Origin of the sequence: uncultured Stenotrophomonas sp., from assembly GCF_945952405.1 — a bacterium.
GTDB lineage: Bacteria > Pseudomonadota > Gammaproteobacteria > Xanthomonadales > Xanthomonadaceae > Stenotrophomonas.
Window position 1 is genome coordinate 128573 of the sequence record NZ_CAMFIA010000002.1, and the last position, 25539, is coordinate 154111.

The 25539-nt window shown below is 66.8% G+C and carries 22 protein-coding genes; 14 read left to right on the forward strand and 8 right to left on the reverse strand.

Annotation, left to right across the window (positions count from 1 at the left end):
* Nucleotides 1-150: 150 nt before the first annotated feature.
* From rplI to Q0P60_RS02945, 4 genes are all read right to left on the reverse strand, one after another.
* Nucleotides 151-600: a 50S ribosomal protein L9 gene (gene rplI, locus Q0P60_RS02930; RefSeq protein WP_014037734.1), complete on the reverse strand. Its 450-nt coding sequence runs from the start codon at nucleotides 598-600 to the stop codon at nucleotides 151-153.
* Between the two features lie 105 nt (nucleotides 601-705).
* Nucleotides 706-936, reverse strand: coding sequence for a 30S ribosomal protein S18 (gene rpsR / locus Q0P60_RS02935; protein ID WP_002804494.1), 231 nt, complete (start codon nucleotides 934-936; stop codon nucleotides 706-708).
* 11 nt (nucleotides 937-947) lie between these two features.
* The gene (rpsF, locus tag Q0P60_RS02940) at nucleotides 948-1385 is read right to left on the reverse strand and encodes a 30S ribosomal protein S6 (RefSeq protein WP_006452997.1); all 438 of its coding nucleotides are present in this window, start codon (nucleotides 1383-1385) and stop codon (nucleotides 948-950) included.
* A gap of 349 nt (nucleotides 1386-1734) precedes the next feature.
* Nucleotides 1735-2073 (reverse strand): iron-sulfur cluster assembly accessory protein, encoded by a 339-nt coding sequence (locus Q0P60_RS02945; RefSeq protein WP_006452998.1) that lies wholly within the window; start codon nucleotides 2071-2073, stop codon nucleotides 1735-1737.
* Between the two features lie 128 nt (nucleotides 2074-2201).
* On the opposite strand from Q0P60_RS02945, the gene asnS reads away from it, so the two are divergent.
* The 11 genes from asnS (at nucleotide 2202) to Q0P60_RS03000 (ending at nucleotide 11731) form a co-directional block, all read left to right on the forward strand.
* Complete coding sequence (gene asnS / locus Q0P60_RS02950; RefSeq protein WP_294988066.1) at nucleotides 2202-3596, forward strand: asparagine--tRNA ligase; 1395 nt, start codon at nucleotides 2202-2204, stop codon at nucleotides 3594-3596.
* A gap of 29 nt (nucleotides 3597-3625) precedes the next feature.
* The gene (locus Q0P60_RS02955; RefSeq protein WP_053460811.1) at nucleotides 3626-3925 is read left to right on the forward strand and encodes a hypothetical protein; all 300 of its coding nucleotides are present in this window, start codon (nucleotides 3626-3628) and stop codon (nucleotides 3923-3925) included.
* Nucleotides 3926-3930: 5 nt separating this feature from the next.
* Nucleotides 3931-4245, forward strand: coding sequence for a hypothetical protein (locus Q0P60_RS02960; RefSeq protein WP_294988069.1), 315 nt, complete (start codon nucleotides 3931-3933; stop codon nucleotides 4243-4245).
* A gap of 7 nt (nucleotides 4246-4252) precedes the next feature.
* Nucleotides 4253-4891 (forward strand): FMN-binding negative transcriptional regulator, encoded by a 639-nt coding sequence (locus Q0P60_RS02965; RefSeq protein ID WP_294988070.1) that lies wholly within the window; start codon nucleotides 4253-4255, stop codon nucleotides 4889-4891.
* A 71-nt stretch (nucleotides 4892-4962) separates the two neighbouring features.
* On the forward strand, nucleotides 4963-5625 hold the full coding sequence (gene can, locus Q0P60_RS02970) for a carbonate dehydratase (protein WP_294988072.1): 663 nt from the start codon (nucleotides 4963-4965) through the stop codon (nucleotides 5623-5625).
* A gap of 19 nt (nucleotides 5626-5644) precedes the next feature.
* Nucleotides 5645-6169, forward strand: coding sequence for a 3-hydroxyanthranilate 3,4-dioxygenase (locus Q0P60_RS02975; protein ID WP_294988074.1), 525 nt, complete (start codon nucleotides 5645-5647; stop codon nucleotides 6167-6169).
* Between the two features lie 159 nt (nucleotides 6170-6328).
* Nucleotides 6329-7603, forward strand: coding sequence for a kynureninase (kynU, locus tag Q0P60_RS02980; protein ID WP_294988076.1), 1275 nt, complete (start codon nucleotides 6329-6331; stop codon nucleotides 7601-7603).
* A gap of 31 nt (nucleotides 7604-7634) precedes the next feature.
* Complete coding sequence (locus Q0P60_RS02985) at nucleotides 7635-9002, forward strand: NAD(P)/FAD-dependent oxidoreductase (RefSeq protein ID WP_294988078.1); 1368 nt, start codon at nucleotides 7635-7637, stop codon at nucleotides 9000-9002.
* Nucleotides 9002-10441: an exodeoxyribonuclease I gene (sbcB, locus tag Q0P60_RS02990; protein ID WP_294988080.1), complete on the forward strand. Its 1440-nt coding sequence runs from the start codon at nucleotides 9002-9004 to the stop codon at nucleotides 10439-10441. Before Q0P60_RS02985 ends, sbcB begins: the two co-directional genes overlap by 1 nt.
* On the forward strand, nucleotides 10438-11124 hold the full coding sequence (locus Q0P60_RS02995) for a DUF2461 domain-containing protein (RefSeq protein ID WP_294988082.1): 687 nt from the start codon (nucleotides 10438-10440) through the stop codon (nucleotides 11122-11124). Before sbcB ends, Q0P60_RS02995 begins: the two co-directional genes overlap by 4 nt.
* Before the next feature lie 55 nt (nucleotides 11125-11179).
* Nucleotides 11180-11731 carry a DUF2939 domain-containing protein gene (locus Q0P60_RS03000; RefSeq protein WP_294988084.1) on the forward strand — a complete coding sequence of 184 codons (552 nt, stop codon included), beginning with the start codon at nucleotides 11180-11182 and terminating at the stop codon, nucleotides 11729-11731.
* A 112-nt stretch (nucleotides 11732-11843) separates the two neighbouring features.
* Here the strand turns inward: Q0P60_RS03000 and Q0P60_RS03005 are convergent, their stop codons facing one another.
* The 3 genes from Q0P60_RS03005 to Q0P60_RS03015 all read right to left on the reverse strand — a co-directional run bounded on the left by Q0P60_RS03005 (nucleotide 11844) and on the right by Q0P60_RS03015 (nucleotide 18821).
* Entirely contained in the window at nucleotides 11844-12788 is a 945-nt protein-coding gene (locus Q0P60_RS03005; RefSeq protein ID WP_005410242.1) for a 5'-nucleotidase, read from the reverse strand.
* Nucleotides 12789-12835: 47 nt separating this feature from the next.
* Complete coding sequence (locus Q0P60_RS03010; RefSeq protein ID WP_294988087.1) at nucleotides 12836-13609, reverse strand: NAD kinase; 774 nt, start codon at nucleotides 13607-13609, stop codon at nucleotides 12836-12838.
* A gap of 235 nt (nucleotides 13610-13844) precedes the next feature.
* Nucleotides 13845-18821 carry an NAD-glutamate dehydrogenase domain-containing protein gene (locus Q0P60_RS03015; protein ID WP_294988089.1) on the reverse strand — a complete coding sequence of 1659 codons (4977 nt, stop codon included), beginning with the start codon at nucleotides 18819-18821 and terminating at the stop codon, nucleotides 13845-13847.
* Nucleotides 18822-19071: 250 nt separating this feature from the next.
* Here Q0P60_RS03015 and Q0P60_RS03020 point away from each other — a divergent pair, with 250 nt between their 5' ends.
* From Q0P60_RS03020 to Q0P60_RS03030, 3 genes are read left to right on the forward strand one after another with little or no spacing between them, the layout of a single operon-like run.
* Nucleotides 19072-19728: a TetR/AcrR family transcriptional regulator gene (locus Q0P60_RS03020; protein WP_294988491.1), complete on the forward strand. Its 657-nt coding sequence runs from the start codon at nucleotides 19072-19074 to the stop codon at nucleotides 19726-19728.
* Nucleotides 19728-20996, forward strand: a complete 1269-nt coding sequence (locus tag Q0P60_RS03025; protein ID WP_294988091.1) for an efflux RND transporter periplasmic adaptor subunit — start codon at nucleotides 19728-19730, stop codon at nucleotides 20994-20996. Before Q0P60_RS03020 ends, Q0P60_RS03025 begins: the two co-directional genes overlap by 1 nt.
* A gap of 15 nt (nucleotides 20997-21011) precedes the next feature.
* The gene (locus tag Q0P60_RS03030) at nucleotides 21012-24185 is read left to right on the forward strand and encodes a multidrug efflux RND transporter permease subunit (protein WP_294988092.1); all 3174 of its coding nucleotides are present in this window, start codon (nucleotides 21012-21014) and stop codon (nucleotides 24183-24185) included.
* A gap of 114 nt (nucleotides 24186-24299) precedes the next feature.
* Here Q0P60_RS03030 and Q0P60_RS03035 read toward each other — a convergent pair whose 3' ends face one another.
* A complete protein-coding gene (locus tag Q0P60_RS03035; RefSeq protein WP_294988094.1) occupies nucleotides 24300-25448 on the reverse strand; it encodes an acyl-CoA dehydrogenase family protein in 1149 nt (382 codons plus the stop codon).
* Nucleotides 25449-25539: the final 91 nt, after the last annotated feature.

The window sequence follows — 25539 nt, forward strand, 5'->3', positions numbered from 1 at the left end:
TGGCCGTGTTCTACGAATGGGCGTGGAACATTGTCGGGCCGGGGCTGACGGCCGGGCCCGCCTCGACGCTGCCGGCCAGGCCCCCAAAAACAAAACGGGCACCCTTGCGGGCGCCCGTTCTGCGGTGATTCCAGGCTTTGCAGCGTGGGATCAGGCTTCGGCGACGACGACGACCTTGACGGTGGTCTCGACGTCGGCGTGCAGGTGGACCAGCACGTCGTATTCGCCGATGTTGCGGAAGGCGCCTTCGCCCAGGATGACTTCGCTCTTGCTGACCGGCAGGCCGGCAGCGGTGAAGGCATCGGCGATTTCGCGGGCGCCGACCGAGCCGTACAGCTTGCCTTCGGTCGAAGCGTTGGCCGGGATGGTCACGCTCGCGCCTTCCAGCTTGGCCTTGCGGGCGTCAGCATCGGCGTGGATGGCCTGGGCCTTGGCTTCGTATTCGGCGCGCTTGGCTTCGAACTCGGCCTTGTTGCTCTCGGTGGCCGGAACGGCCTTGCCCTGCGGCACGAGGAAGTTACGGCCGTAGCCCGGCTTCACGTCGACCAGGTCGCCCAGGTTGCCGAGGTTGGTGACTTTCTGCAGGAGGATCAGCTGCATGGTATTGCTCCAGATGAGTTATTCGTTAGCGAGGCAGTGCCCCGCAACAAAGGCTGTCCGAATAGCTGGCACAGCGGGGGCGGCACCGGGCCGCCCCGCCGGGCATCAGACGTCGTGGTTGTCGGTGTACGGAATCAGGGCCAGGAAGCGAGCGCGCTTGACGGCGGTCGCCAGCTGGCGCTGGTACTTCGACTTGGTACCGGTGACGCGGCTCGGCACGATCTTGCCGTTCTCGGTCAGGTACTGGCGCAGGGTGTTGAGATCCTTGTAGTCGATCTCCTTCACACCTTCAGCCGTGAACTTGCAGAACTTGCGGCGACGGAAGAACTTGGACATGGGAAGGCTCCTTAGGCGGCGGAAGCGGCGTCGTCGCCGGCTTCGTTGTCAGCGGTGGTGGTGGACTCGCCTTCTTCGTCGTCACGACGACGGCGCTCACCGCGCTCCGGCTTGTCACCCTTCTCGTCCTTGCTCTTCATGATCAGCGACTGCTCGGTGTCAGCCTCGTCACGCTTGATGACCAGGTTGCGCAGCACGGCGTCGTTGAAGCGGAAGCTTTCGGTCAGTTCGTTCAGAACGGCCTGGTCGGCTTCGATGTTCATCAGCACGTAGTGGGCCTTCACCAGGTTCTGGATCGGGTACGCCAGCTGGCGGCGGCCCCAGTCTTCCAGACGGTGGATGGTGCCGTTGCCGTTCTCGACCAGCGACTTGTAGCGCTCGATCATGGCCGGGACCTGCTCGCTCTGGTCCGGGTGGACCATGAACACGATTTCGTAATGACGACTCATGTTTTTTCTACCTTTCGGATGTGGCCTTGCGGCCGGACAGCCCCCCGCCGTTGAGACCGCGGTGGGGCAAGGATTCCCGCCAGGAAGGCAGGAAGCCGCGCATTATGGCGCAGTTGCCGGTGCCGGGCAACCGGCGCGCCGCGGGCAAGCTGAACCGGCTGGCGCCGTGCGTCCGCCCGCACTTACCCCAGATCGACGTGAAGGCGGTGCCGTCCGCACTGCACGCACTGGAACAGGCAGCCGACCATCATTCCATCCCGGCCCAGATGCTCCAGCACCGAGTCAGCACCCGTCCGGGCAGGCCGGTAGCCAATGTCAGGACCGGCCCCGCCGATGCCGGCTCCGTACCTCAGGCCTTGTCGGCGTCGGTGGTGAAGCTCTCGCCGCAGCCGCATTCGGCGGTGGCGTTCGGGTTGCTGAACGTGAAGGTCTCGCTGAGGCCGTGCTTGCCGAAGTCGATCACGGTGCCATCCACCAGCGCCAGGCTCTTGGCATCGACGTAGATCTTCACGCCGTCCTGGTCGAACACGGTGTCGCCCTCGCGCTCATCGCGGGCCAGGTCGGTGACGTGGCCCCAGCCGGAGCAGCCGGTCTTGGTCACGCCGAAGCGCAGGCCCAGCGCACCGGGGGTCTGGGCGACGAAGCGCTGTACGCGCTCAAAGGCAATGGGGGTCAGGCTGACGGCCATGAGGCTACTCCAGAGGTACAGGGACATTATAAGGAGCCGTTGCCGCGAAAAATGCCTCGCAAGCAGAACGCTGCAACCGGTAAACTCCCGTGTTCACAGATCGAGTCGATCAGCAGAGGATTCAAGACATGACGGTGGTCAGCGTTGAACATGCGCTTGCCGGGAAGATCCCGGAAGGCGGCGAAGTCACGGTACGCGGATGGGTGCGCACGGTGCGCGGTTCAGCGAATCTGGCTTTCGTGAATGTGAGCGACGGCTCCTGCTTCGCGCCGATCCAGGTGGTGGCCAATGACACGCTGGCCAATTTCGACGAGATCAAGCGCCTGACCAGCGGCTGCTCGGTCATCGCCACCGGCATCCTGGTGAAGTCGCAGGGCAAGGGCCAGTCGTTCGAGATCCAGGCCAGCGGCCTGGAGGTGGTCGGCTGGGTTGAAGACCCGCTCACCTATCCGATCCAGCCCAAGCCGATGTCGCCGGAGTTCCTGCGCGAAGTGGCGCACCTGCGCCCGCGCACCAACCTGTTCGGCGCGGTCACCCGCATCCGCAACTGCCTGGCCCAGGCCGTGCACCGCTTCTTCCACGAGAACGGGTTCAACTGGATCAGCACTCCGATCATCACCACCTCCGATGCCGAAGGCGCCGGCCAGATGTTCCGCGTGTCCACCCTGGACATGGTGAACCTGCCGCGCGACGAGAAGGGCGCGATCGATTTCAGCCGCGACTTCTTCGGCAAGGAAACCTTCCTGACCGTGTCTGGCCAGCTGAACGTCGAGGCCTACTGCCTGGCGCTGAGCAAGGTCTACACCTTCGGCCCGACCTTCCGTGCGGAAAACAGCCATACCACCCGCCACCTGGCGGAGTTCTGGATGATCGAGCCGGAAATCGCCTTCGCCGACCTGGCCGAAGATGCGCGCCTGGCCGAAGAGTTCCTGAAGTACCTGTTCCGCGCAGTGCTGAACGAGCGTGGCGACGACCTGGCCTTCATCGCCGAGCGCGTCGACAATAACGCGATCACCAAGCTGGAAGACTTCATCAACGCGCCGTTCGAGCGCATCGACTACACCGATGCGGTCAGCCTGCTGCAGAAGTCCGGCAAGAAGTTCGACTTCCCGGTTGAATGGGGCCTGGACCTGCAGACCGAGCACGAGCGCTGGCTGACCGAGGAACACGTCGGCCGCCCGGTGGTGGTGACCAACTACCCGGAGCACATCAAGGCCTTCTACATGCGCCTGAACGATGACGGCAAGACCGTCGCCGCGATGGACGTGCTGGCCCCGGGCATCGGCGAGATCATCGGCGGCAGCCAGCGCGAAGAGCGCCTGGACGTGCTGGATGCGCGCATGGCGCAGTTCGGCCTGGATCGCGAGCATTACAGCTGGTACCGCGACTTCCGCCGCTACGGTTCGGTGCCGCACGCCGGTTTCGGCCTCGGTTTCGAACGCCTGGTGGTCTACGTCTGCGGCCTGTCCAACATCCGCGATGCGATCCCCTACCCGCGCGCCCCGGGCAGCGCGGACTTCTAAACCCCACCCGACCACGGAGGTACTGCCCCATGACCCTGTTCTTCGCCCTCTGTTTCGTCGGCGTCGCAGTGGCCGGGTTCAGTGCCTTCGTGATCTTCTGGCCACTGACCCTGGTGCACGTGCGCGACCGCCATCCGGCGCTCGCCGAGCGCTTCGGCAATGGCGCCTTCCTCAAGCCCGATGCCCTCGCCTGGCTGCTGCGCCGCGACTATCGCCAGCAGCCGGACCGCTCGCTGTCCGGGCTGGCGACACCGGCCTGGGTATCGCTGCTGACCCTGCTGGCCGGACTGGGCATGGCCGCCCTGCTCTGGCTGGCCTCGCTCTGGTGACATGCATGAATGATAGTTCCGCCTCGCGCGACAGCTGGTGGCTGGCCAGCCTCGGCAACACCCTGATCTGGGCGCGCCTGCGCGTGCGCCCGGCCGGTACCGCCGAAGTGCTCGACAGCGATGGCAACACCCTCAGCTACGACAGCGAGGACACCGCCCGCGCACAGCTGTTCGACGCCGAGTTCGTCGAATTCGACGGCCTGGACGAGGAAGACGCGCTGGTGCGCGGCTTCAGCCTGCATGAAGTGCAGCCGCCGCAGGCCGACAGCGATGAAGGCCTGCGTGGCCGCATGGTGCAGTCGTTGGGCGGGCGCGCCTGACCCGCGCATGTTCACCCCGCGCGCCTTCGCCGAGACCGACCTGCTCTGGCTGGACCGCCTGCTGGCGCGCGATCCGTTCGTCAGCGTGCTCACCGTCGGCGACGATGGCCTGCCGGAACTGACCCGGATGCCGGTGCTGTACCGGCGTGACGGCGAGCGGATCGAACTGCGCGGCCACTGGGCCCGCGCCAACCCGCAGTCCCGGCAGCGGGGCCTGGCCAAGGTGCTGGTCGATGGCCCGCACGGCTATGTCTCGGCCAGCTGGTACCCGGACAAGGAACCCGCGGCGCGGGTTCCGACCTGGAACTACGCCGCTGCCGAGCTGCGTGGCCAGCTGCAGACCTTCGACGACGCCGAGGCGCTGGCCGATCTGGTCGGCGCGCTCAGCGACCGCTTCGAGGCCAGCGTCGGCCAGGCCTGGCAGTTCGATGCCGGCCGTGCCGAACACGGCCCGGAACTGCGCGCCATCATCGGCTTCCGCTTCGAGGTCGAACAGGTGCAGCTGAAGCTGAAACTGAGTCAGAACCATCCCGACGCCAACCAGCAGGCGGTGATCGCTGCGCTGGACGCATTGGCCACCCCGTCTTCCCAGGAGCTGGCGCAGTGGATGCGCTGGCACCGCGAACAGGCCGCCCACAGCGGCTGAACGCCCGAGATTCCCGCGACGCCGCAGCCGGAGGGCTGCAGTGTGCCCCCACCCGACGCCAGGGACCGAACATGAAAGACATCCACAAGCTGCTGCAGAACAACCGCGACTGGGCCGATCGCATCGAGAAGGAAGACCCCGACTTCTTCCACCAGCTGGCCAAGCAGCAGCACCCGGAATACCTGTGGATCGGCTGCTCCGATTCGCGCGTACCGGCCAACCAGATCATCGGCATGGCGCCGGGCGAAGTGTTCGTGCACCGCAACGTCGCCAACGTGGTCGCCCACACCGACCTCAACTGCCTGAGCGTGGTGCAGTACGCGGTGGACCAGCTGAAGGTGAAGCACATCCTGATCGTCGGCCACTACGGCTGCGGCGGTGTGCATGCCTGCCTGCACAACACCCGCGTCGGCCTGGCCGACAACTGGCTGCGCCACGTCGGCGACGTGATGCAGAAGCACACCGCGATCATCGACGCGATCGAGACCGACGAACTCAAGCATGCCCGCCTGTGCGAACTCAACGTGATCGAGCAGGTCGCCAACCTGTGCCGCTCGACCATCGTGCAGGATGCCTGGGCGCGCGGCCAGAAGCTGATGGTGCATGGCTGGGTCTACAGCCTGAAGGACGGTCGCGTGCGCGAAATGGGCATCGACGTCGGTTCGCCGGAAGAGCTGCAGCCGGCCTACGAGAAGGCCCTGTCCTATGTCCCGCGCAAGGGCAAGCGCGACTGATCCCCCACGGAAGACCGCCATGCTCGCTTCGCCGATCAACCTGCACGCCTGGATCGAAGAACACCGCCACCTGCTGAAACCGCCGGTGGGCAACAAGATGATCGACAACGGCGATTTCATCGTGATGGTGGTCGGCGGACCGAATTCGCGCACCGACTACCATTACGACGAAGGCCCGGAGTGGTTCTACCAGCTCGAAGGCGAGATGGTGCTGAAGGTGCAGGAAGACGGCGCGGTGCGCGATATCCCGATCCGCGCTGGCGAGATCTTCCTGCTGCCGGCGCGGGTACCGCACTCGCCGCGCCGCCCGCCCGGCGGGATCGGCCTGGTGGTCGAGCGCAAGCGCCTGCCGCATGAGAAGGATGGCGTGATCTGGCATTGCGAGCGCTGCAACCACAAGCTGCACGAGGAATTCTTCCCGCTGCAGAACATCGAGACCGACCTGCCCAAGGTGTTCGCGCGCTACCACGCGAGCCTGGAACTGCGCACCTGCGGTGCGTGCGGCCACGTCGACCCGCTGCCGTCACCCGCCACGGCGGGTTGACCATCCGCTGTTGCAGAGCCGAGCCTGCGCTCGGCTGGAGCAGCGCGAGCCGAGCGCGGGCGCGGCTCTACAGGTTGGGCGGCATGCACGTGCCCCTACCACCGGCTGCGCCGCCCCAGGCGCTACACTGGCGGTCCCGTTGCAGCCTGTTGCCCGACCATGTCCGACCTGCTCAGCCGCACCCACGCCATCGCCCTGGACGCCGCCGATCCGCTGCGCCCGCTGCGCAACGAATTCCTGATTCCGTGCCACGGCGGCGGTGAGCAGACCTACTTCGTCGGCAACTCGCTGGGCCTGCAGCCGCGCGGCGCACAGGCCGCCGTGCAGGAAGTGATGAGGCAATGGGGTGAGCTGGCCGTGGAAGGCCACTTCACCGGCCCCACCCAGTGGCTGTCGTACCACCGCCTGGTGAGCGCACAGTTGGCCCGCGTGGTCGGCGCGCTGCCCAGCGAGGTGGTGGCGATGAACACGCTGAGCGTGAACCTGCACCTGATGATGGTCAGCTTCTACCGGCCGACCGCGCAGCGCCCGGTGATCCTGATGGAGGCCGGCGCATTCCCCACCGATCGCCACGCGGTGGAAGCACAGATCCGCTTCCACGGCTTCGATCCCGCCGAGTGCCTGGTGGAAGTACAGCCCGATGAAGCCCATGGCACGATCTCGCTCACCGCGATCGAGCGCGCAATCGCCGAACACGGCCCGCGCCTTGCGCTGGTGCTGTGGCCGGGCGTGCAGTACCGCACCGGTCAGGCCTTCGACCTCGATGCGATCACCCGCGCCGCCCGCCTGCAGGGCGCGCGTATCGGCTTCGACCTGGCGCACTCGGTCGGCAACCTGCCGCTGCGCCTGCATGACGTCGCACCCGACTTCGCGGTGTGGTGCCACTACAAGTACCTCAACAGCGGTCCGGGGGCGGTCGCTGGCGCCTTCGTGCACGAGCGCCACCATCGCGACAGCACCCTGCCGCGCTTTGCCGGCTGGTGGGGCCACGAGGAAGCCACCCGCTTCCAGATGGCACCGCAGTTCACCCCGGCCATTGGTGCCGAAGGCTGGCAGCTGAGCAATCCGCCGATCCTGGGCCTGGCTCCGCTGCGGGCCTCGCTGGACCTGTTCGAGCGTGCCGGCATGGAAGCGCTGCGCAGCAAATCGCTGGCGCTGACCGGCATGCTTGAAGCGCTGGTGCGCGCACGCCTGTCCAACGTGCTGGACATCATCACCCCGGCCGACCCGCACCGCCGTGGCTGCCAGCTGTCGCTGCGCGTGATCGGCGGCCGCGAGCGCGGCCGTGCGCTGTTCGAGCATCTGCGTGGCATCGGCGTGCTCGGCGACTGGCGCGAACCGGATGTGATCCGCATCTCGCCCACCCCGCTCTACAACCGCTACCTGGACGTGCACCACTTCGTCGAGGAAGTGGAAGCCTGGGCCGGCCTCTGAGCCGGCGCCTCCCCTACTGCTGGACAGTTCGTTGATCGCACACGCTTCCCGCTCGTTGAGCATTATCGGTGCCGGCCTCGCCGGATCCCTGCTGGCCATCCTGCTGTCGCGCCAGGGCTGGCGCATCACCCTGTACGAACGCCGCGGCGATCCGCGCATCGCCGACTACGAGAGCGGGCGCTCGATCAACCTGGCGCTGGCCGAGCGTGGGCGCAATGCGTTGCGCCAGGCCGGCGTCGAAGACGAGGTGATGGCCCGCGCGGTGATGATGCGCGGGCGCATGGTGCATCCGCGCGAAGGCGAACCACAGCTGCAGCGCTACGGCCGCGACGACAGCGAGGTGATCTGGTCGATCCACCGCAGCGAGCTGAACACCACGCTGCTGGAACTGGCCGAGCAGGCGGGTGCCACCGTGCACTTCCACCGCCGCCTGCACACCGTCGATTTCGATGCCGGCTACGCCCGCTTAATCGACGACCGCGATGACAGCCCGCACGACATCCGCTTCGACACCCTGATCGGTGCCGACGGTGCCGGTTCGGCACTGCGCGCGGCGATGAACCGGCGCGCGCCGCTGGGCGAGGAGATCGCGTTCCTCGACCACTCCTACAAGGAGCTGGAGATTCCCCCGGCCGCCGACGGCAGCTTCCGCATCGAGCGCAACGCACTGCACATCTGGCCGCGCGGCCACTACATGTGCATCGCCCTGCCCAACCACGAAGGCACCTTCACCGTCACCCTGTTCCTGCCCAACCAGGGCGACCCCAGCTTCGCCACCGTCAACACCGGCGCCCAGGCCGAAGCCCTGTTCGCGCGCGAGTTCGCCGACACCCTGCCGCTGATCCCCAACCTGCGCGCGGACTGGGAGCAGCACCCGCCTGGCCTGCTCGGCACGCTCACCCTGGAGCGCTGGCACCAGCAGGGCCGCGCCGTGCTGATCGGCGACGCCGCGCACGCGATGGTGCCGTTCCACGGCCAGGGCATGAACTGCGCGTTCGAGGACTGCGTCGCGCTGGCGCGCCACCTGATGGACGCCGACGACCTGGAAGGCGCCTTCGCCGCATTCGAGAGCGAGCGCAAGCCGAACGCGCGCGCGATCCAGCAGATGGCGCTGGAGAACTACCTGGAAATGCGTGACCGGGTGGCCGATCCCGCCTTCCTGCTGCAACGCGAGCTGGAGCAGGAACTGCAGCGGCGCTGGCCGACCCGCTTCGTGCCGCACTACACGATGGTCACCTTCCTGCACACGCCGTACGCCGAGGCACTGCGCCGCACCGAGCTGCAGCGCGACATGCTGGTGGCGGCCACCGCTGGCCACGACTCACTGGACAACATCGACTGGGCCGCACTGGAAGCAAGCATCCACGCACAGCTGCCGGTCCTGGAGGGCGCGCACTGATGGCCGACAGCTTCCTGTTCTACGACCTGGAAACCTTTGGCCAGGATCCGCGGCGCACGCGCATCTCGCAGTACGCTGCGATCCGCACCGATGCCGACCTCAATGAGATCGATACCCCGGTCAGCTTCTTCGTGCGCCCTGCCGACGACCTGCTGCCCTCACCGATGGCGACCCTGGTCACCGGCATCACCCCGCAGCAGGCCCTGGCCGAAGGCATCAGCGAGGCCGAGGCCTTCGACCGCATCAACGAGCAGCTGTCGCGCCCCGGTACCTGCGCGCTGGGCTACAACACCCTGCGCTTCGACGATGAGTTCGTCCGTTACGGCCTGTTCCGCAACTTCCACGATCCGTACGAACGCGAGTGGCGCAACGGCAATTCGCGCTGGGACCTGCTGGACATGCTGCGGATGATGCGCGCGATGCGCCCCGACGGCATCCAGTGGCCGCTGCGCGACGATGGCGCCACCTCCTTCAAGCTCGAGCACCTGGCCGAAGCCAACAACGTGCGCGAGGGCGATGCGCACGAAGCACTCTCCGACGTGCGGGCCACCATCGGCATGGCGCGCCTGTTCAAGCAGGCGCAGCCACGGCTGTGGGAATACGCGCTGAAGCTGCGCGACAAGCGTTTCGTCGGCAGCCTGCTGGACGTGGCCGCGCTCAAGCCGGTGCTGCATATCTCGATGCGCTACCCGGCCAGCCGCCTGTGTGCGGCACCGGTGCTGCCACTCGCCATGCACCCCACCATCAACAACCGGGTGATCGTGTTCGACCTGGAAGGCGACATCGACGACCTGCTGGAGCTGCCGGCCGAGTTGATCGCGCAGCGCCTGTACATGCGCGCCAGCGAGTTGCCCGAAGGCGTGGCGCGGGTACCGCTGAAGGAAGTGCACCTGAACAAGGTGCCGGCGCTGGTCGCCTGGAACCACCTGCGCGCAGACGACCACCAGCGCCTGGGTCTGGACGTGGCAGCGATCGAAGCCAAGGTCGAGCGCCTGCGCGGGTTCGCCCCGCAGCTGGCCGAAAAGGCCCGCCAGGTCTACAACCAGCCGCGCTCGGCCAGCGTCTCCGATGTCGATGCTTCGCTGTACGACGGCTTCCTCGGCAACGGCGACAAGCCGCTGCTGGCGCTGGCCCGAACCACCGCACCAGAGCAGCTGGCCGCGCTGGAAGGACGCTTCCGGGACCCGCGCCTGCCCGAGCTGTTGTTCCGCTACCGGGCGCGCAATCATCCCGGCAGCCTCGCACCGGCTGAACGCCAGCGCTGGCAGGATTATCGCCGCCAGCGCCTGCTCGGAGACAGCGGCCTGGGTGAACTCAACCTGCCCCAGTACCAGCAGCAGCTGGATGCACTGGCCGCCGAAGCGCCCGACGACGCACGGCGCCAGGCCCTGCTGCACTCGCTGCGCGATTGGGGCCAGCATTTGCAGGAGACGCTGTGAGCACTTATTTCTCGGACGCCAGCTTCAAGTTCCTGCGCAGCCTGGCGCGGCATAACGAAAAGGCGTGGTTCAACGACCATCGCCAGCAGTACGAAGACCACGTGCGGCAACCGTTCCTGCGCCTGCTGGGCGACCTGCAGCCGGCCCTGGCCGAGGTCAGCGACCACTTCCGCGCCGACACCCGTGGCGTCGGCGGGTCGCTGTTCCGCATCCATCGTGATGCACGCTTCTCCAACGACAAGTCACCCTACAAGACCTGGCAGGGCGCACGGCTGTTCCACGAGCGCCGCCGCGAAGTGGCCGCGCCGTCGTTCTACGTGCACCTGCAGCCGGGCGAGAGCTTCGTCGGCGCCGGCCTGTGGCATCCGGAGCCGGAGACCCAGCGCCGCGTGCGCCACTTCATCCTCGACAACCCGGGCAGCTGGAAGGCCACCGCGCATGCACCGGCACTGCGCAGGCGCTTTGATTTCGAGGAGAGCGAGAAGCTGGTGCGGCCGCCGCGCGGCTTCCCCGCCGATTTCGAGTTCATCGACGATCTCAAGCACCGCAACTGGGTGATGTGGCGCTCGCTGGACGATGCCACCATGACCGGTCCGCGCCTGCTGTCCACGCTGGGCAAGGACCTGGCCGCGCTGGGCCCGTTCGTCGACTACCTGTGCGCCGCGCTGGACCTGGAGTTCTGATCCGCATCACCCGCCGTTCACCACCGGCTGCCGCACTTGCGGCAGTCTGGGCAACATGAAGAAGCCCATTGCCCTGCTGGTCCTGGTGGTCCTGGCCCTGGCCGCCTGGTGGTTCGGCGGCCCGTACGTGACCGTGCACGGCCTGTCCAGGGCCATCGAACACCGCGACACCGCGCAGCTGGAGCGCTACGTCGATTTCCCGCGCGTGCGCAGCAGCCTGCGCGCGCAGCTCAACGACTATCTGGTACGCCAGGCTGGCCCGGATGTGGCAGCCAGCCCGTTCGGCGCCCTGCTGTATGGGCTGGGCGACCAGCTGGGGGGTGCCGCCGTCAACACCATGATGACCCCGGCCGGGATCGGCGCGATGCTGCAGGGCCACGTGCTGTGGAAGCGCGGCCGCAACGAACTGCAGGGCGGCGATGCGTTCGGCCCGACCGAGCCGGCGCGACCGCTGAAGCATGCCGAGCATCATTTCGAAGCACTCGACCGCTTCGTCATCGACGTCGACCGCGGTCCCGGCCAGCCGCCGCTGAAGGTGGTGCTGGAACCGCAGGGCCTGCGCTGGAAGGTGGTCGACCTGCAGCTGGGGATGTCAGCCACCCCGTAGCTGCCCCCCCCCTTGGCCGGCACCGATGCAGGGCTGTGCCAACCAACGGTTGGCACCCACCGGAACATATCGGGTAGCTGCCCACCCTGGTGGGCACCTATCTGCCGTGGCCTCAGCCTTCGTTGGCGACGCCATGCGGCACATGGCCAGCGGCCACATGCTCGCGCGCACTGTCGATGTTGTGCTGCGAATCATCGAAGAAGATGTCGGCGCCGAAGGCCTGCAGGAACGGGCCCTTGTGGCGACCACCGAGGAACAGCGCCTCGTCCAGGCGTACGCCCCACTCGCGCAGGGTGCGGATCACCCGCTCGTGGGCCGGTGCCGAGCGTGCGGTCACCAGCGCGGTACGGATCGGTGCGCTCTCGCCGGCCGGGAAGACTTCCTGCAGCGTGTGCAGCGCCGACAGGAAACCGCGGAACGGGCCACCGCTGAGCGGCTCGCGGGCACGCTCACGCTCGTGGCGGCCGAATGCCTCCACGCCCTGCTCGCGCGAGATGCGCTCGCTCTCATCGCCGAAGATGACCGCATCACCATCGAACGCGATGCGCAGTTGCCCGGCCGGCCGCCCGGTATCGATCTGGTCGGCCGCGGCCGCAGCGGTCTCGCCTGGCGGCTTGGGCAGGATGGTCGCCGCCGCGATGCCGTGGCGCAGCGCACTGCGCACCGATTCCGGATTGGCCGAGAGGAACAGGTCGGTGCCGAACGGTTTCACGTACGGCCAGGTCGGCTCGCCGGCGGTGAAGGTCGCGCGGATGATGCCGAGGCCGTAGTGCTGGATCGAGTTGAAGATGCGCAGGCCGGTATCGGCCGAGTTGCGCGATAGCAAAATGACCTCGACCCGCGGATTCTCCGGGCTGGCCCCCTGGTTCAGCGCCAGCAGCTTGCGCACCACCGGGAAGGCCACGCCGGGCCCGAGGATGTCGTCCTCGTGCTGGCGCTGGAATTCGGCATAGGCCGCCACGCCATCGCTCTCGAACAACGCATGGCTTTCCTCGAGGTCGAACAGGGCGCGCGAGGTCACCGCGACGGTCAGCAAACGGGGGGAGTTGTCGCCCATCGGTGGGGATCCTTCAAGCGGTCGGCAGGGCCGGCCGCCTATTGTCGTCAAAAAACGAACTGTTCGCTCAGGATCCGGTCTTCCAGGTTGTGCTCCGGGTCGAACAGCAGGGTCACCCGGCGGTCCCTGGATTCGCGGATGGTGACTTCGACCACGTCACGGGTCTCATGCGAATCGGCGGTGACGCTGACCGGCCGCTTGTACGGATCGAGCACGCGGAAGCGCACCTCGGTATCGGCCTTGAGGATCGCGCCGCGCCAGCGCCGCGGTCGATAGGGAGCCAACGGCGTCAGCGCGATGGTGTGCGAGCCCAGCGGCAGCACCGGGCCATGCGCGGAATAGTTGTAGGCGGTACTGCCGGCGGGGGTGGCCACCAGCACGCCGTCACCGATCAGTTCGGCCACGCGTTCCTGGCCGTTGAGGTCGATGCCGATATGCGCGGCCTGGCGGGTCTGGCGCAGCAGTGAGACATCGTTGTAGGCCAGCGAACCGGTGCTGGTGCCGGACTCGGTCAGCGCGACCATCTCCAGCGGGCGCAGGTTGGCCGGCTCGGCGCGGGCGATGCGTGCATGCACATCGTCGTCGCTGCGGTACTGGTTCATCAGGAAACCGACCGTGCCCAGCTTCATGCCGAACACCGGCTTGCCCAGGTGCCCGTGCCGGTGCAGGGTCTGCAGCATGAAACCATCGCCCCCCAGCGGGCACAGCACGTCGGCCTGCTCGGGCGTGTAGTCGCCATAGCGCGAGACCATCGCCGCGCGGGCCATCTGCGCAGGTTCGGTGGTGCTGGCCAGGAAAGCGATGCGGGGGGTGTCGCTCATCGGTGGATCCGGGTGGGTATGCCAGCAAGAGCATACCCGGTCGCGCCGGCCGCTGGCCGGCACGACCGGGCAATGCAGAACGGCCCCGCTTTCGCGGGGCCGTTCCTCCAACTGCTGCAGACCAGGAGCCCCCCTGAGTCAGGGGGGCGCGCCAACGGCGCGGGGGCCTGGGAGCAGGGTTGGCATGGGGCCCACGGTGTGCAGAGCACACCGTGGGGCGTCAGCGCGAATGCGCTTACGCACCATGCGCGGCCAGCTGGCCCAGGCGCTGGACCGCGACCGAAACGGTCGGGTAGTCCAGGGTCTTCTGCTCGGCCAGTTCGGCCAGCATCGCCAGGGTGAAGCGCAGGCTGTTGTCATCGCGGCCCATCCATGCGGCCACCTTGGCTTCAGCACTGCCACCCTTGGTGCCCAGCACCTGGCCGGCCAGGTTGCGGTGGTTGGCAGCCAGCTCGTCACGCAGCACGCCACGTGCCACCGCGTGCCAACGGCCATTGACCTCCAGCGCATCGACCTGCTCGAACAGCCACGGCAGCTGCAGGGCATCGCCGAGGCGGAAGTGGACCTTGGACACGTCCACCGGCTTCAGCTTGCGGGTACGGGCCAGTTCGATGATGTCGAACGCCGGCTCCAGGAAGTGCAGTTCGGCCAGCTGCTGCGCCAGCGCGGACGGCAGGCCCTTCTCCTTCCACTCGGCCACCAGGGCTTCGTAGGTCGGACGCTGCGAATCCGGCAGCACACCCGAGGCAACCCGGATGTCGTTGAACGGACCCTGGTAGCGGTTGACCGCTTCGGTGATGCCCGGCATCGCGCCCGGGCGCGACAGCAGCCAGCGCACGAACGAGCGCTGCAGCTTCCAGATCACTTCCAGTGCGTCGATCTGCACCGACTCCGGCACCTTGCCGTCGAGGGCATCGATCTGCGCCCACAGCGCGCGCGCATCCAGCGTCTCGCGGCTGATGGTGTAGGCCTTGGCGACCTCGGCGATGGAGCGGCCGGTGTCTTCCTGCATGCGCATCAGGAAGGTGGCGCCCATGCGGTTGATGGTCTGGTTGGTCACGGCCGTGGCGATGATTTCGCGCTTCAGGCGGTGACGCTCCATCGCGTCGGCGTACTTCTTCTGCAGCGGGGTCGGGAAGTAGCGCTGCAGTTCCTTGGACAGGTACGGATCTTCCGGGATGTCCGAATCCAGCAGCTGGGCGAACGCCACCAGCTTGGAGTAGGACAGCAGCACCGACAGTTCCGGACGGGTCAGGCCCTGGCCGCGTGCCTTGCGCTGGGACAGCTCGGCATCGGAAGGCAGGAACTCGATCTGGCGATCGAGCAGGCCCTGCTGTTCCAGGGTGCGGATGAAGTGCTGCTTGGAGCCCAGGCGCTTGACTGCCATCCGCTCCATCAGGCTCAGCGCCTGGTTCTGGCGGTAGTTGTCGTTGAGCACCAGCTCGGCGACTTCATCGGTCATCGAGGCCAGCAGCTTGTTGCGCTGCTCGACGGTCAGCTTCTTGGCCCGCACCACATCGTTGAGCAGGATCTTGATGTTGACTTCGTGGTCGGAGGTGTCCACGCCGGCCGAGTTGTCGATGAAGTCGGTGTTGAGCAGCACGCCGGCCTGGGCAGCCTCGATGCGGCCCAGCTGGGTCATGCCCAGGTTGCCGCCCTCGCCCACCACCTTGCAGCGCAGCTCGCCACCGTTCACGCGCAGGGCGTTGTTGGCGCGGTCGCCGACATCGCTGTGCTGCTCGCTGGCGGCCTTGACGTAGGTACCGATGCCGCCGTTCCACAGCAGGTCCACCGGTGCCTTCAGGATCGCGCTCATCAGATCGTTCGGCGACAGCGCCTTGACGTTCTCGTCCAGGCCCAGCGCTTCACGCACCTGCGGGGTGATCTCGATCGACTTCAGGCTGCGCGGGTATACGCCGCCGCCCTTGCTGATCAGCTTGGCATCGTAGTCCGCCCAGCTCGAACGCGGCACCGTGAACAGGCGCTCACGCTCGACGAACGTGGTGGCCGCATCCGGGTTCGGGTCCAGGAAGATGTGGCGGTGGTCGAATGCAGCGACCAGGCGGATGTGGCGCGACAGCAGCATGCCGTTGCCGAACACGTCGCCGGACATGTCGCCGACGCCGACCGCGGTGAAGTCCTGGCTCTGGCTGTCACGGCCCAGCGCGCGGAAGTGGCGCTTGACCGATTCCCACGCACCGCGTGCGGTGATGCCCATGCCCTTGTGGTCGTAACCGACCGAACCACCGGAGGCGAACGCATCGCCCATCCAGAAGCCGTGCGCGATGGCCAGGCCATTGGCGATGTCGGAGAAGGTCGCGGTGCCCTTGTCGGCGGCCACCACCAGGTACGGATCGTCCATGTCGTGGCGCACGACATCCACCGGCGGCACGATCTTGTTGTTGACGATGTTGTCGGTGATGTCCAGCAGGCCCTGGATGAACAGCTTGTAGCAGGCCACGCCGTTGGCGAAGATCGCGTCGCGGTCACCGTTCACCGGCGGGGTCTTGGCGAAGAAACCACCCTTCGCGCCGACCGGCACGATGACGGTGTTCTTGACCATCTGCGCCTTGACCAGGCCCAGCACTTCGGTGCGGAAGTCTTCACGACGGTCCGACCAGCGCAGGCCGCCACGGGCCACCGCACCGAAGCGCAGGTGGGTACCTTCCACGCGCGGGCCGTAGACGAAGATTTCGCGGTACGGGCGCGGCTTCGGCAGGTCCGGCACCAGCGCCGAATCGAACTTGAAGCTGATGACGTGGCCATGCTGGCCGTTGGCATCGGTCTGGTAGTAGCTGGTGCGCAGGGTCGCATCGATCACGCCCATGAACGAACGCAGGATGCGATCCTCGTCCAGGCTCGACACGCGGTCCATCAGCTTCAGCAGCGCATCGCGCGCGGCCTGCATCTGCGCATCGCGGTCGCCCTTGCGGGCATCGACCACGGTCTTGAGCACCTTCAGGGTGGCATCGTCGCCGGCGGCCAGCACATCGAAGTGGGCCTTCAGCTGGGCCTGGCCGGCTGCGATGTCGTCCTTGCCTTCGTGGCCGGTGGCCGGATCGAAGCGGGCTTCGAACAGCTCGACCAGCAGGCGGGCCAGCAGCGGGTAGCGGGCGAAGGTGCCTTCCACATAGGCCTGCGAGAACGGCACGCCGGTCTGCAGCAGGTACTTGCAGTAGCCGCGCAGCATGGCGACCTGGCGCCAGTGCAGGCCGGCGGCCAGCACCAGGCGGTTGAAGCCGTCGTTCTCGGCATCGCCGTGCCAGACCCGCGCGAAGGTCTCGCCGAAGGCCTCATCGACGCTGGCGGCATCGATCGCACCGGCGGTCGATTCAACCTCGAAGTCCTGCACGTACACCGGCGCGTTGTCGACCGACAGGCGGTACGGACGCTCGGCGATCACGCGCAGGCCCATGTTTTCCATCATCGGCAGCGCGTCCGACAGCGGAATGTCGTCCAGCTGGCGATACAGCTTCAGGCGCAGGCCATCGCCGCTTTCGCGCGGCACGGCCTGCAGGCTCAGGCGCAGGTCGTCCGGGCCGGTCAGGGCATCGAGCTGGCTGACATCGTTGGCGGCAACGGCGGTGCTGTTGTCTTCGATGTAGCCGGCCGGCAGTGCCTTGCCGATGCGGGCGGCGATGCGCAGGCCTTCGGTCTCGCCGTGGCGCGACACCAGCGCTTCGCGCAGGTCGTCCTGCCAGTTGCGCAGCACCTGGGCCAGCTTCTGCTCCAGTTCGGCGGTGTCGACGTCGAGCATTTCACCCGGCTTCGGGCGCACGATCAGGTGCACCTGGGCCAGCGGCGATTCGCCCAGCACCACCGAGCTGTCGACGTACTCGCCGTGCAGCGCGTCCTTCAGCATCGCTTCGATGCGCAGGCGCACGTCGGTGTTGAAACGCTCGCGCGGCAGGTAGACCAGCGCGGAGATGAAACGGCTGTACTTGTCGCGGCGCAGGAACAGGCGGCTGCGCACGCGCTCCTGCAGGCCCAGCACGCCCATCGCGGTGCGGAACAGCTCGTCCTCGCTGGACTGGAACAGTTCTTCGCGCGGCAGGGTTTCCAGGATGTGGCGCAGGGCCTTGCCGCTATGGCTGGACGGGGCCAGACCCGACTGCTTCATCACGTGCTCGTGGCGCTGGCGCACCAGCGGGATTTCCCACGGGCGGCGGTTGTAGGCGCTGGAGGTGAACAGGCCGAGGAAGCGCTGCTCGCCGATGATCTTGCCCTTGGCGTCGAATTCCAGCACGCCGATGTAGTCCATGTAGCCGGCGCGGTGCACGCGCGAGCGGGCATTGGTCTTGGTCAGGATCAGCGCGTCCTTCAGCCCGGACGTGGTGTTCAGGCCCTGCGCGGCCAGGGTCTTGACCGGACGGGCGGCGGACTTGTCCTTGCCGCGCATCAGGCCCAGGCCGGTGTCGTTCAGCGGTGCCAGCACTTCTTCCTTGCCCTGCTTCTCGACGCGGTATTCGCGGTAGCCGAAGAAGGTGAAGTGGTTGTCGGCGGCCCAGCGCAGGAATTCCTGTGCTTCCTTGCGCGACGCATCGTCAACCGGCAGCTGGCGGCTGCCGAGGTCGTCGGCCAGCGCCAGCGCCTTGTCCTTCATCGGCTGCCAGTCGCGCACGATCGCACGCACTTCATCCAGCGCCTTGTTGATCGCCTGCTCGATGGCGGCCATGGCTTCGGCCGGCTGGCGGTCGATCTCCAGCAGCATCACCGATTCGGCATCACCTTCGCCGACCTTGACCAGCTTGCCGGCCTTGTCGCGGGTGAAGCGCAGCACCGGGTGGCCCAGCACGTGGACGCCCACGCCCTGCTCGGCCAGCGACATGGTGACGGTATCGACCAGGAACGGCATGTCGTCGTTGATGATCTGCAGCACGGTGTGCGGCGATTCCCAACCGTTGGCCTTGGTGGTCGGATTGAACACGCGGACGTTGGCCTTGCCGGCCTTGCGGGCACGGGCGAATTCCAGCGTCTCAGCCGCGAGAGCGGCCCACTCTTCAGCGCTGTGGTGCGGGAACTCGTCCGACTCCATGCGCTTGTAGAAGCCAGTGGCGAAGGCCACTGCTTCGGCCTGTGCGGCCGCGGGGTAGCGCTTGCGCAAGGCCGTGTACACCGGCTCCAGGGAGAAACCAGCGGTCACTGCGACCTCCGACTCTGCTGGTTTGGTCTTGTTTTTCACGGTCTTGGCTGCGGTTTTTTGCGGTTTCATGGCAGAGCGATGCGCTTGCTCAGTTGGGAAAATGAAATTGTAGCCCTACCGCACGAAAAGGCCTTGCTGCAGGACGGAATAAGCAGAATCGGGTTTGCTGCGGTTTAGACGCCTATTCAGTTCGCACCGGTATGGTCCTGGCGTCGGTTTCAGCACTGCAGACAGGATCGGCAAAGCGTGTTACCGGAAGACACACGCAGCGACGCCGATTCGATTCCACAATCCTGAACTGGACGGTATAGTCCACCGCGTGAACCCGGCCTACCTCCCCGTTGCCCTCGACGCACGCGATGAGCGCGTGTTCGATGCCGTACGTGAACTGCTGGCCCAGCAGGGCATGCAGATGAGCATGGACGCGGTGGCCCAGCACGCCGGCTGCTCCAAGCAGACCCTGTACTCGCGCTACGGCAACAAGCAGGAACTGCTGCGCCGGGTGATGCAGCGCCATGTCGGCCACGCCACCGGCGCCATGCTGCGTGCACTCCGCAGTGACGACCTGCGTGCCAGCCTGCTCCAGTTCGCCATCGACTTCCTGGAGCATTTCAACCAACCGCACGTAGGACAGGCCTGCCGGCTGATCGCCGCCGACGCGTCCCAGTTTCCCGAAGAGGCGCGTACGCTGTACCGGCATGGCGCCGGCGCGCTGACACTTCATCTTGCTGAATGGATTGAAACCGTTTGCATGCAAGGCCAGCTCCGGCATGACGACCCGCACTTCATGGCCGAACTGCTGCTGAGCATGATCGCCGGTCAGGATTTCGACAAACAGCGCTTCCATACCCCCCATCGTGATGACGCGCTGCTGCGTCGGCGCTGGGCAGAGTTCTCCGTCGACAGCTTCCTGCGCGCGTTCGCGCCACAGCCGTCGCCGGCCCCGTCTACAAACCAACCCCGGAGTTCCTCCTGATGACCGCCCCACTCCGCACCCTTGCCTTGACGTGCGCCGTTGCTGTCGCGCTGGCTGCCTGCAAGAAGCCGGAACAGCAGACGCCCCCGCCGCCGGACGTGGGCGTGATCGAGGCCAAGCCGCAGACCCTGCCGCTGCAGCGTGAGCTGGTCGGCCGCCTGTCGCCGTTCCGCAGCGCCGACGTGCGCGCGCGGGTGCCGGGCGTGCTGCTCAAGCGCGTCTACCAGGAAGGCTCGCAGGTCAAGCAGGGCCAGACCCTGTTCCTGATCGACCCGGCGCCGCTGCGTGCCTCGCTCAATGCCTCCGAGGCACAGCTGGCCTCGTCGCGTGCGACCTATGCCAATGCCAAGGTCGCTGCCGACCGCGCCCGCTCGCTGGCCCCGCAGCAGTTCGTCTCCAAGGCCGACCTGGACAACGCCGAATCGGCCGAGCGCACCGCGCTGGCCGCGGTCAAGCAGGCCGAAGCCGCCGTCACCTCCGCCCGCATCAACCTCGGCTACACCGAAGTGACCGCCCCGATCAGCGGCGTGGCCAACAAGCAGCAGGTCACCGAGGGTGCGCTGGTCGGCCAGGGCGACGTGACGCTGCTGACCACCGTCGACCAGCTCGACCCGCTGTACGTGAACTTCTCGCTGAGCGTGGACGAGCTGACCCAGCTGCGCGCCCAGCAGGCCAAGGGCGCGCTGGCGCTGTCCGGCGATGGCAAGGCCACGGTCAACGTCAAGCTGGCCGACGGCACCACCTACAGCGAGCCGGGCACCCTGGACTTCTCTTCGACCACGGTCGATCCGGCCACCGGCGCGGTCTCGCTGCGTGCGCTGCTGCCGAACCCGCAGCAGATCCTGCTGCCGGGCGCCTTCGTCAGCTTCCAGGCCAACCTGGGCGAGCGCAACAACGCCTACCTGGTGCCGCAGCAGGCGCTGCTGCGCGACACCACCGGCGGCTACGTGATGGTGGTTGGCACCGACGGCAAGGTCGTCCGCAAGAACGTCAAGACCGATGGTGCGCAGAACGGCAACTGGCTGGTCAGCGATGGCCTGGCCGCCGGTGACAAGGTGATCGTGGCCGGCGTGCAGAAGGTCAAGGAAGGTGCACCGGCGGTGGCCAAGCCGTGGACCCCAGGCCAGGATGCCAACGGCAAGCCCGCTGCGGCAGGCGCCGCCCCGGCAGGCGCAGCACCGGCCGCAGGCAAGGCACCGGCCGACGCCGCCAAGCCCGCGCAGGCCGATGCGGCCAAGCCGGCCGCCACCGATTCGAACAAGCAGTAACGGGACCCTTCCGTCATGCCTAAATTTTTCATCGAGCATCCAGTCTTCGCCTGGGTGGTTGCGATCCTGATCTCGCTCAGCGGCGTGATCGCGATCCTCAACCTGGGCGTGGAGTCCTATCCCAACATCGCCCCGCCACAGGTCACCGTGTCGGCGACCTATCCCGGCGCCAGTGCCGACACCACCGAAAAATCGGTCACCCAGGTGATCGAGCAGCAGCTGACCGGTATCGATCACCTGCTGTACTTCAGTTCTTCGTCGGCCTCCAACGGCCGCGCGCAGATCACCCTGACCTTCGAGACCGGTACTGATCCGGACATCGCGCAGGTGCAGGTGCAGAACAAGGTGTCGCTGGCCACGCCACGACTGCCTTCGGAAGTGACCCAGCAGGGCGTGGTGGTGGCCAAGGCCAACGCCGGCTTCCTGATGGTGGTGGCCCTGCAGTCGGATACGCCGACCATCAACCGTGACGCACTGAACGACATCGTCGGCTCCCGCGTGCTCGACCAGGTTTCGCGTATCCCCGGCGTCGGCAGCACCCAGCAGTTCGGCTCCGAGTACGCCATGAACATCTGGCTGAATCCGGAGAAGATGCAGGGCTACGGCCTGTCGGCCAGCCAGGTGCTGGCGGCGGTGCGGGCGCAGAACGTGCAGTTCGCCGCCGGCGCGCTGGGTTCGGACCCGTCGCCGGAAGGCCAGCACTTCACTGCCACGGTTTCGGCCGAAGGCCGCTTCAGCTCGCCGCAGGAGTTCGAGAACATCATCCTGCGGGCCAATGCTGACGGCTCGCGCGTGCTGTTGAAGGACATCGCCCGCGTCGCCTTCGGTGCCAACAACTACGGCTTCGATACCCAGTACAACGGCAAGCCGACCGGCGCCTTCGCCATCCAGCTGCTGCCGGGCGCGAACGCCCTGAACGTGGCCGAGGCGGTGCGCGGCAAGATGGACGAGCTGCAGCCCAGCTTCCCGTCCGGGGTGACCTGGTTCTCGCCGTACGACAGCACCACCTTCGTCAAGATCTCGATCCAGGAAGTGGTCAAGACGCTGTTCGAAGCAGTGTTCCTGGTGTTCCTGGTGATGCTGATCTTCCTGCAGAACTTCCGCGCCACCCTGATCCCGACCCTGGTCATCCCGGTGGCCCTGCTCGGCACCTTCCTGGGCATGTGGATGATCGGCTTCACGATCAACCAGCTGACCCTGTTCGCAATGGTGCTGGCGATCGGCATCGTGGTCGATGACGCGATCGTGGTGATCGAGAACGTCGAGCGCATCATGACCGAGGAAGGCCTGGCGCCGAAGCCGGCCACGCAGAAGGCGATGACCCAGATCACCGGCGCGGTGGTGGCAATCACCGTGGTGCTGGCGGCGGTGTTCATCCCGTCGGCCCTGCAGGGTGGTGCGGCCGGCGAGATCTACAAGCAGTTCGCGCTGACCATCGCCATCTCGATGGCGTTCTCGGCGTTCCTGGCCCTGGGCTTCACCCCGGCGCTGTGCGCGACCTTCCTCAAGCCGACGCACAACGACAACCCGAACATCATCTACCGCACCTTCAACAAGTACTACGACAAGATCAGCCACACCTATGTGGGCCACATCACCTCCGCGGTGCGCCATGCGCCGCGCTGGATGATCCTGTTCGTGGTGCTGACCGCGCTGTGCGGCTTCCTGTTCACCCGCATGCCGGGCAGCTTCCTGCCGGAAGAAGACCAGGGCTATGCGCTGGCGATCGTGCAGCTGCCGCCGGGCTCGACCAAGGGCCAGACCAACGAAGTGTTCGCGCAGATGCGCGGCATCCTGGAAAAGCAGGATGGCTATGAGGGCATGCTGCAGGTGGCCGGCTTCAGCTTCGTCGGCTCCGGCGAGAACGTCGGCATGGGCTTCATCCGCCTGAAGCCGTGGGAGGAACGCAAGTTCACCGCGCCCGAGTTCATCCAGAACATGAACGGCGCGTTCTACGGCATCAAGGAAGCGCAGATCTTCGTGGTCAACCTGCCCACCGTGCAGGGCCTCGGCCAGTTCGGCGGCTTCGACATGTGGCTGCAGGATCGCAGCGGTGCCGGCTACGAGCAGCTGACCCAGGCGCGCAACATCCTGCTTGGCAATGCCGCGCAGAAGCCGCAGGCCCTGGTCGGCGTACGCCCCAACGGCCTGGAAAACGCCCCGCAGCTGCAGCTGCATGTCGACCGCGTGCAGGCACAGTCGATGGGCATGTCGGTGTCGGACGTGTACAGCACCATCCAGCTGATGCTGGCCCCGGTGTACGTCAACGACTTCTTCTACGAAGGCCGCATCAAGCGCGTGACCATGCAGGCCGATGGCCCGTACCGCACCGGCCAGGAATCGCTGAAGAGCTTCTACAGCCCGTCCAGCCTGACCCAGAACGCCGATGGCACCAACGCGATGATCCCGCTGAACACGGTGGTCAAGTCCGAATGGGTGTCGGCGCCGCCGTCGCTGAGCCGCTACAACGGCTATTCGGCGATCAACATCGTCGGCTCGCAGGCTCCGGGCACCAGCTCGGGTGAAGCCATGCAGACGATGGAAAGCATCGTCAACGACGACCTGCCGGCCGGCTTCGGCTACGACTGGTCCGGCATGTCCTACCAGGAAATCCTGGCCGGCAATGCCGCGACCCTGCTGCTGGTGCTGTCGATCGTGGTGGTGTTCCTGTGCCTGGCGGCGCTGTATGAAAGCTGGTCGATCCCGGTGGCGGTGCTGCTGGTGGTGCCGCTGGGCGTGCTGGGTGCCCTCGGCCTGTCGATGCTGCGCGGCCTGCCCAACGATCTGTTCTTCAAGATCGGCCTGATCACCGTGATCGGCCTGGCCGCGAAGAACGCGATCCTGATCGTCGAATTCGCGGTGGAGCAGCGTGCGGCAGGCAGGAACCTGCGCGATGCCACCATCGAGGCGGCGCGCCTGCGCTTCCGCCCGATCCTGATGACCTCGTTCGCGTTCATCATGGGCGTGATCCCGATGGCGATCTCCACCGGCGCCGGCGCCAACTCCCGCCACGCCATCGGTACCGGCGTGATCGGCGGCATGCTGTTCGCCACCCTGCTCGGCCTGCTGATGATCCCGGTGTTCTTCGTGGTCGTGCGGCGCATGCTGGGCGACAAGCTGGATGAACCCTCCAAGGAGTTCATGGAGCGCCAGCGCGACGCAGAAAGCGCCCACCGCCCGGATCGTTGATCCGCCGGTGAGCTGAAACGAAAAGGCCCCGGAGCGATCCGGGGCCTTTTCTGTTGCCGCCTTTTCTGTGGAGCCGAGCACGGGCTCGGCTCTACAGGTACCGCCGGTCCGGACTCAGCGCAGCCCGGTCTCGTTGCGGGCGATCACCAGGCGCTGGATCTCCGAAGTGCCTTCGTAGATCTCGGTGATCTTGGCATCACGGAAGTAGCGCTCCAGCGGCATTTCCTTCGAGTACCCCATGCCGCCGTGGATCTGCACGGCCTGGTGGGTGATCCACATCGCCGCTTCCGAGGCGGTCAGCTTGGCCACGGCCGCTTCGGTGCTGAAGCGCTTGCCCTGCCCCTTCACCCACGCCGCGCGCAGGGTCAGCAGCAGCGCTGCGTCCAGCTTGCACTTCATGTCGGCAATCTTGGCCTGGGTCATCTGGAAGGTGCCGATCGGCGCGCCGAACGCCTTGCGCTCCTTCACGTACTCCAGGGTCGCTTCATAGGCGGCACGGGCGATGCCGATCGCCTGCGAGGCGATGCCGATACGGCCGGCGTCGAGTACGCTCATGGCGATCTTGAAGCCCTCGCCCTCCTGGCCCAGTACATCTTCCGCCTGCGCCACGTAGTCGTTGAACTCGATCTCGCAGGTGGCCGAGGCACGGATGCCCAGCTTCGGCTCGGTCTTGCCACGGCCAAAGCCGGCACGATCGGTGTCGATGACGAAGGCGGTGATGCCACGCGCGCCCTTGTCCGGCTCGCTCATCGCGAACAGCACGATGTACTTGGCGACCGGGCCGGAGGTGATCCAGCTCTTCTTGCCGTTGATGACGAAGGTGCCGTCGGCCTGCTTCACCGCGCGGCAGCGCATGGCGGTGGCGTCCGAGCCGGACTGCGGCTCGGTCAGCGCGAACGCGCCGATGGCCTCGCCCTCGGCGATCGCGCGCACGTACTTCTGCTTCTGCGCTTCGGTGCCGTGGGTGAGGATGCCGTTGCAGAACAGCGAGTTGTTGACCGACATGATGGTCGAATGGGCTGCGTCGGCGGCGGCGACCTCCACCATCGCCAGCACGTACGCCACCGGGTCCATGCCCGCGCCACCGTATTCGGTCGGCACTTCGATGCCCATCAGGCCGTTCTCGCCCAGCAGGCGGATGTTGTCCAGCGGGAACTCGCCGGTACGGTCGTGATGTTCGGCGCTCGGGCCGATCTTCTCATGCGCGATGCGCCGCGCCACGTCCTGCAGCATCAACTGTTCTTCAGTAAAGCTGAAATCCACAACACCCTCCCGGGTACATGAAGTTATGGGCCGCGCCGGGCGCGCCCAGGTGCCTCGATTGTACCGGGGCGCGGCGGCTTCCGTACGCCAG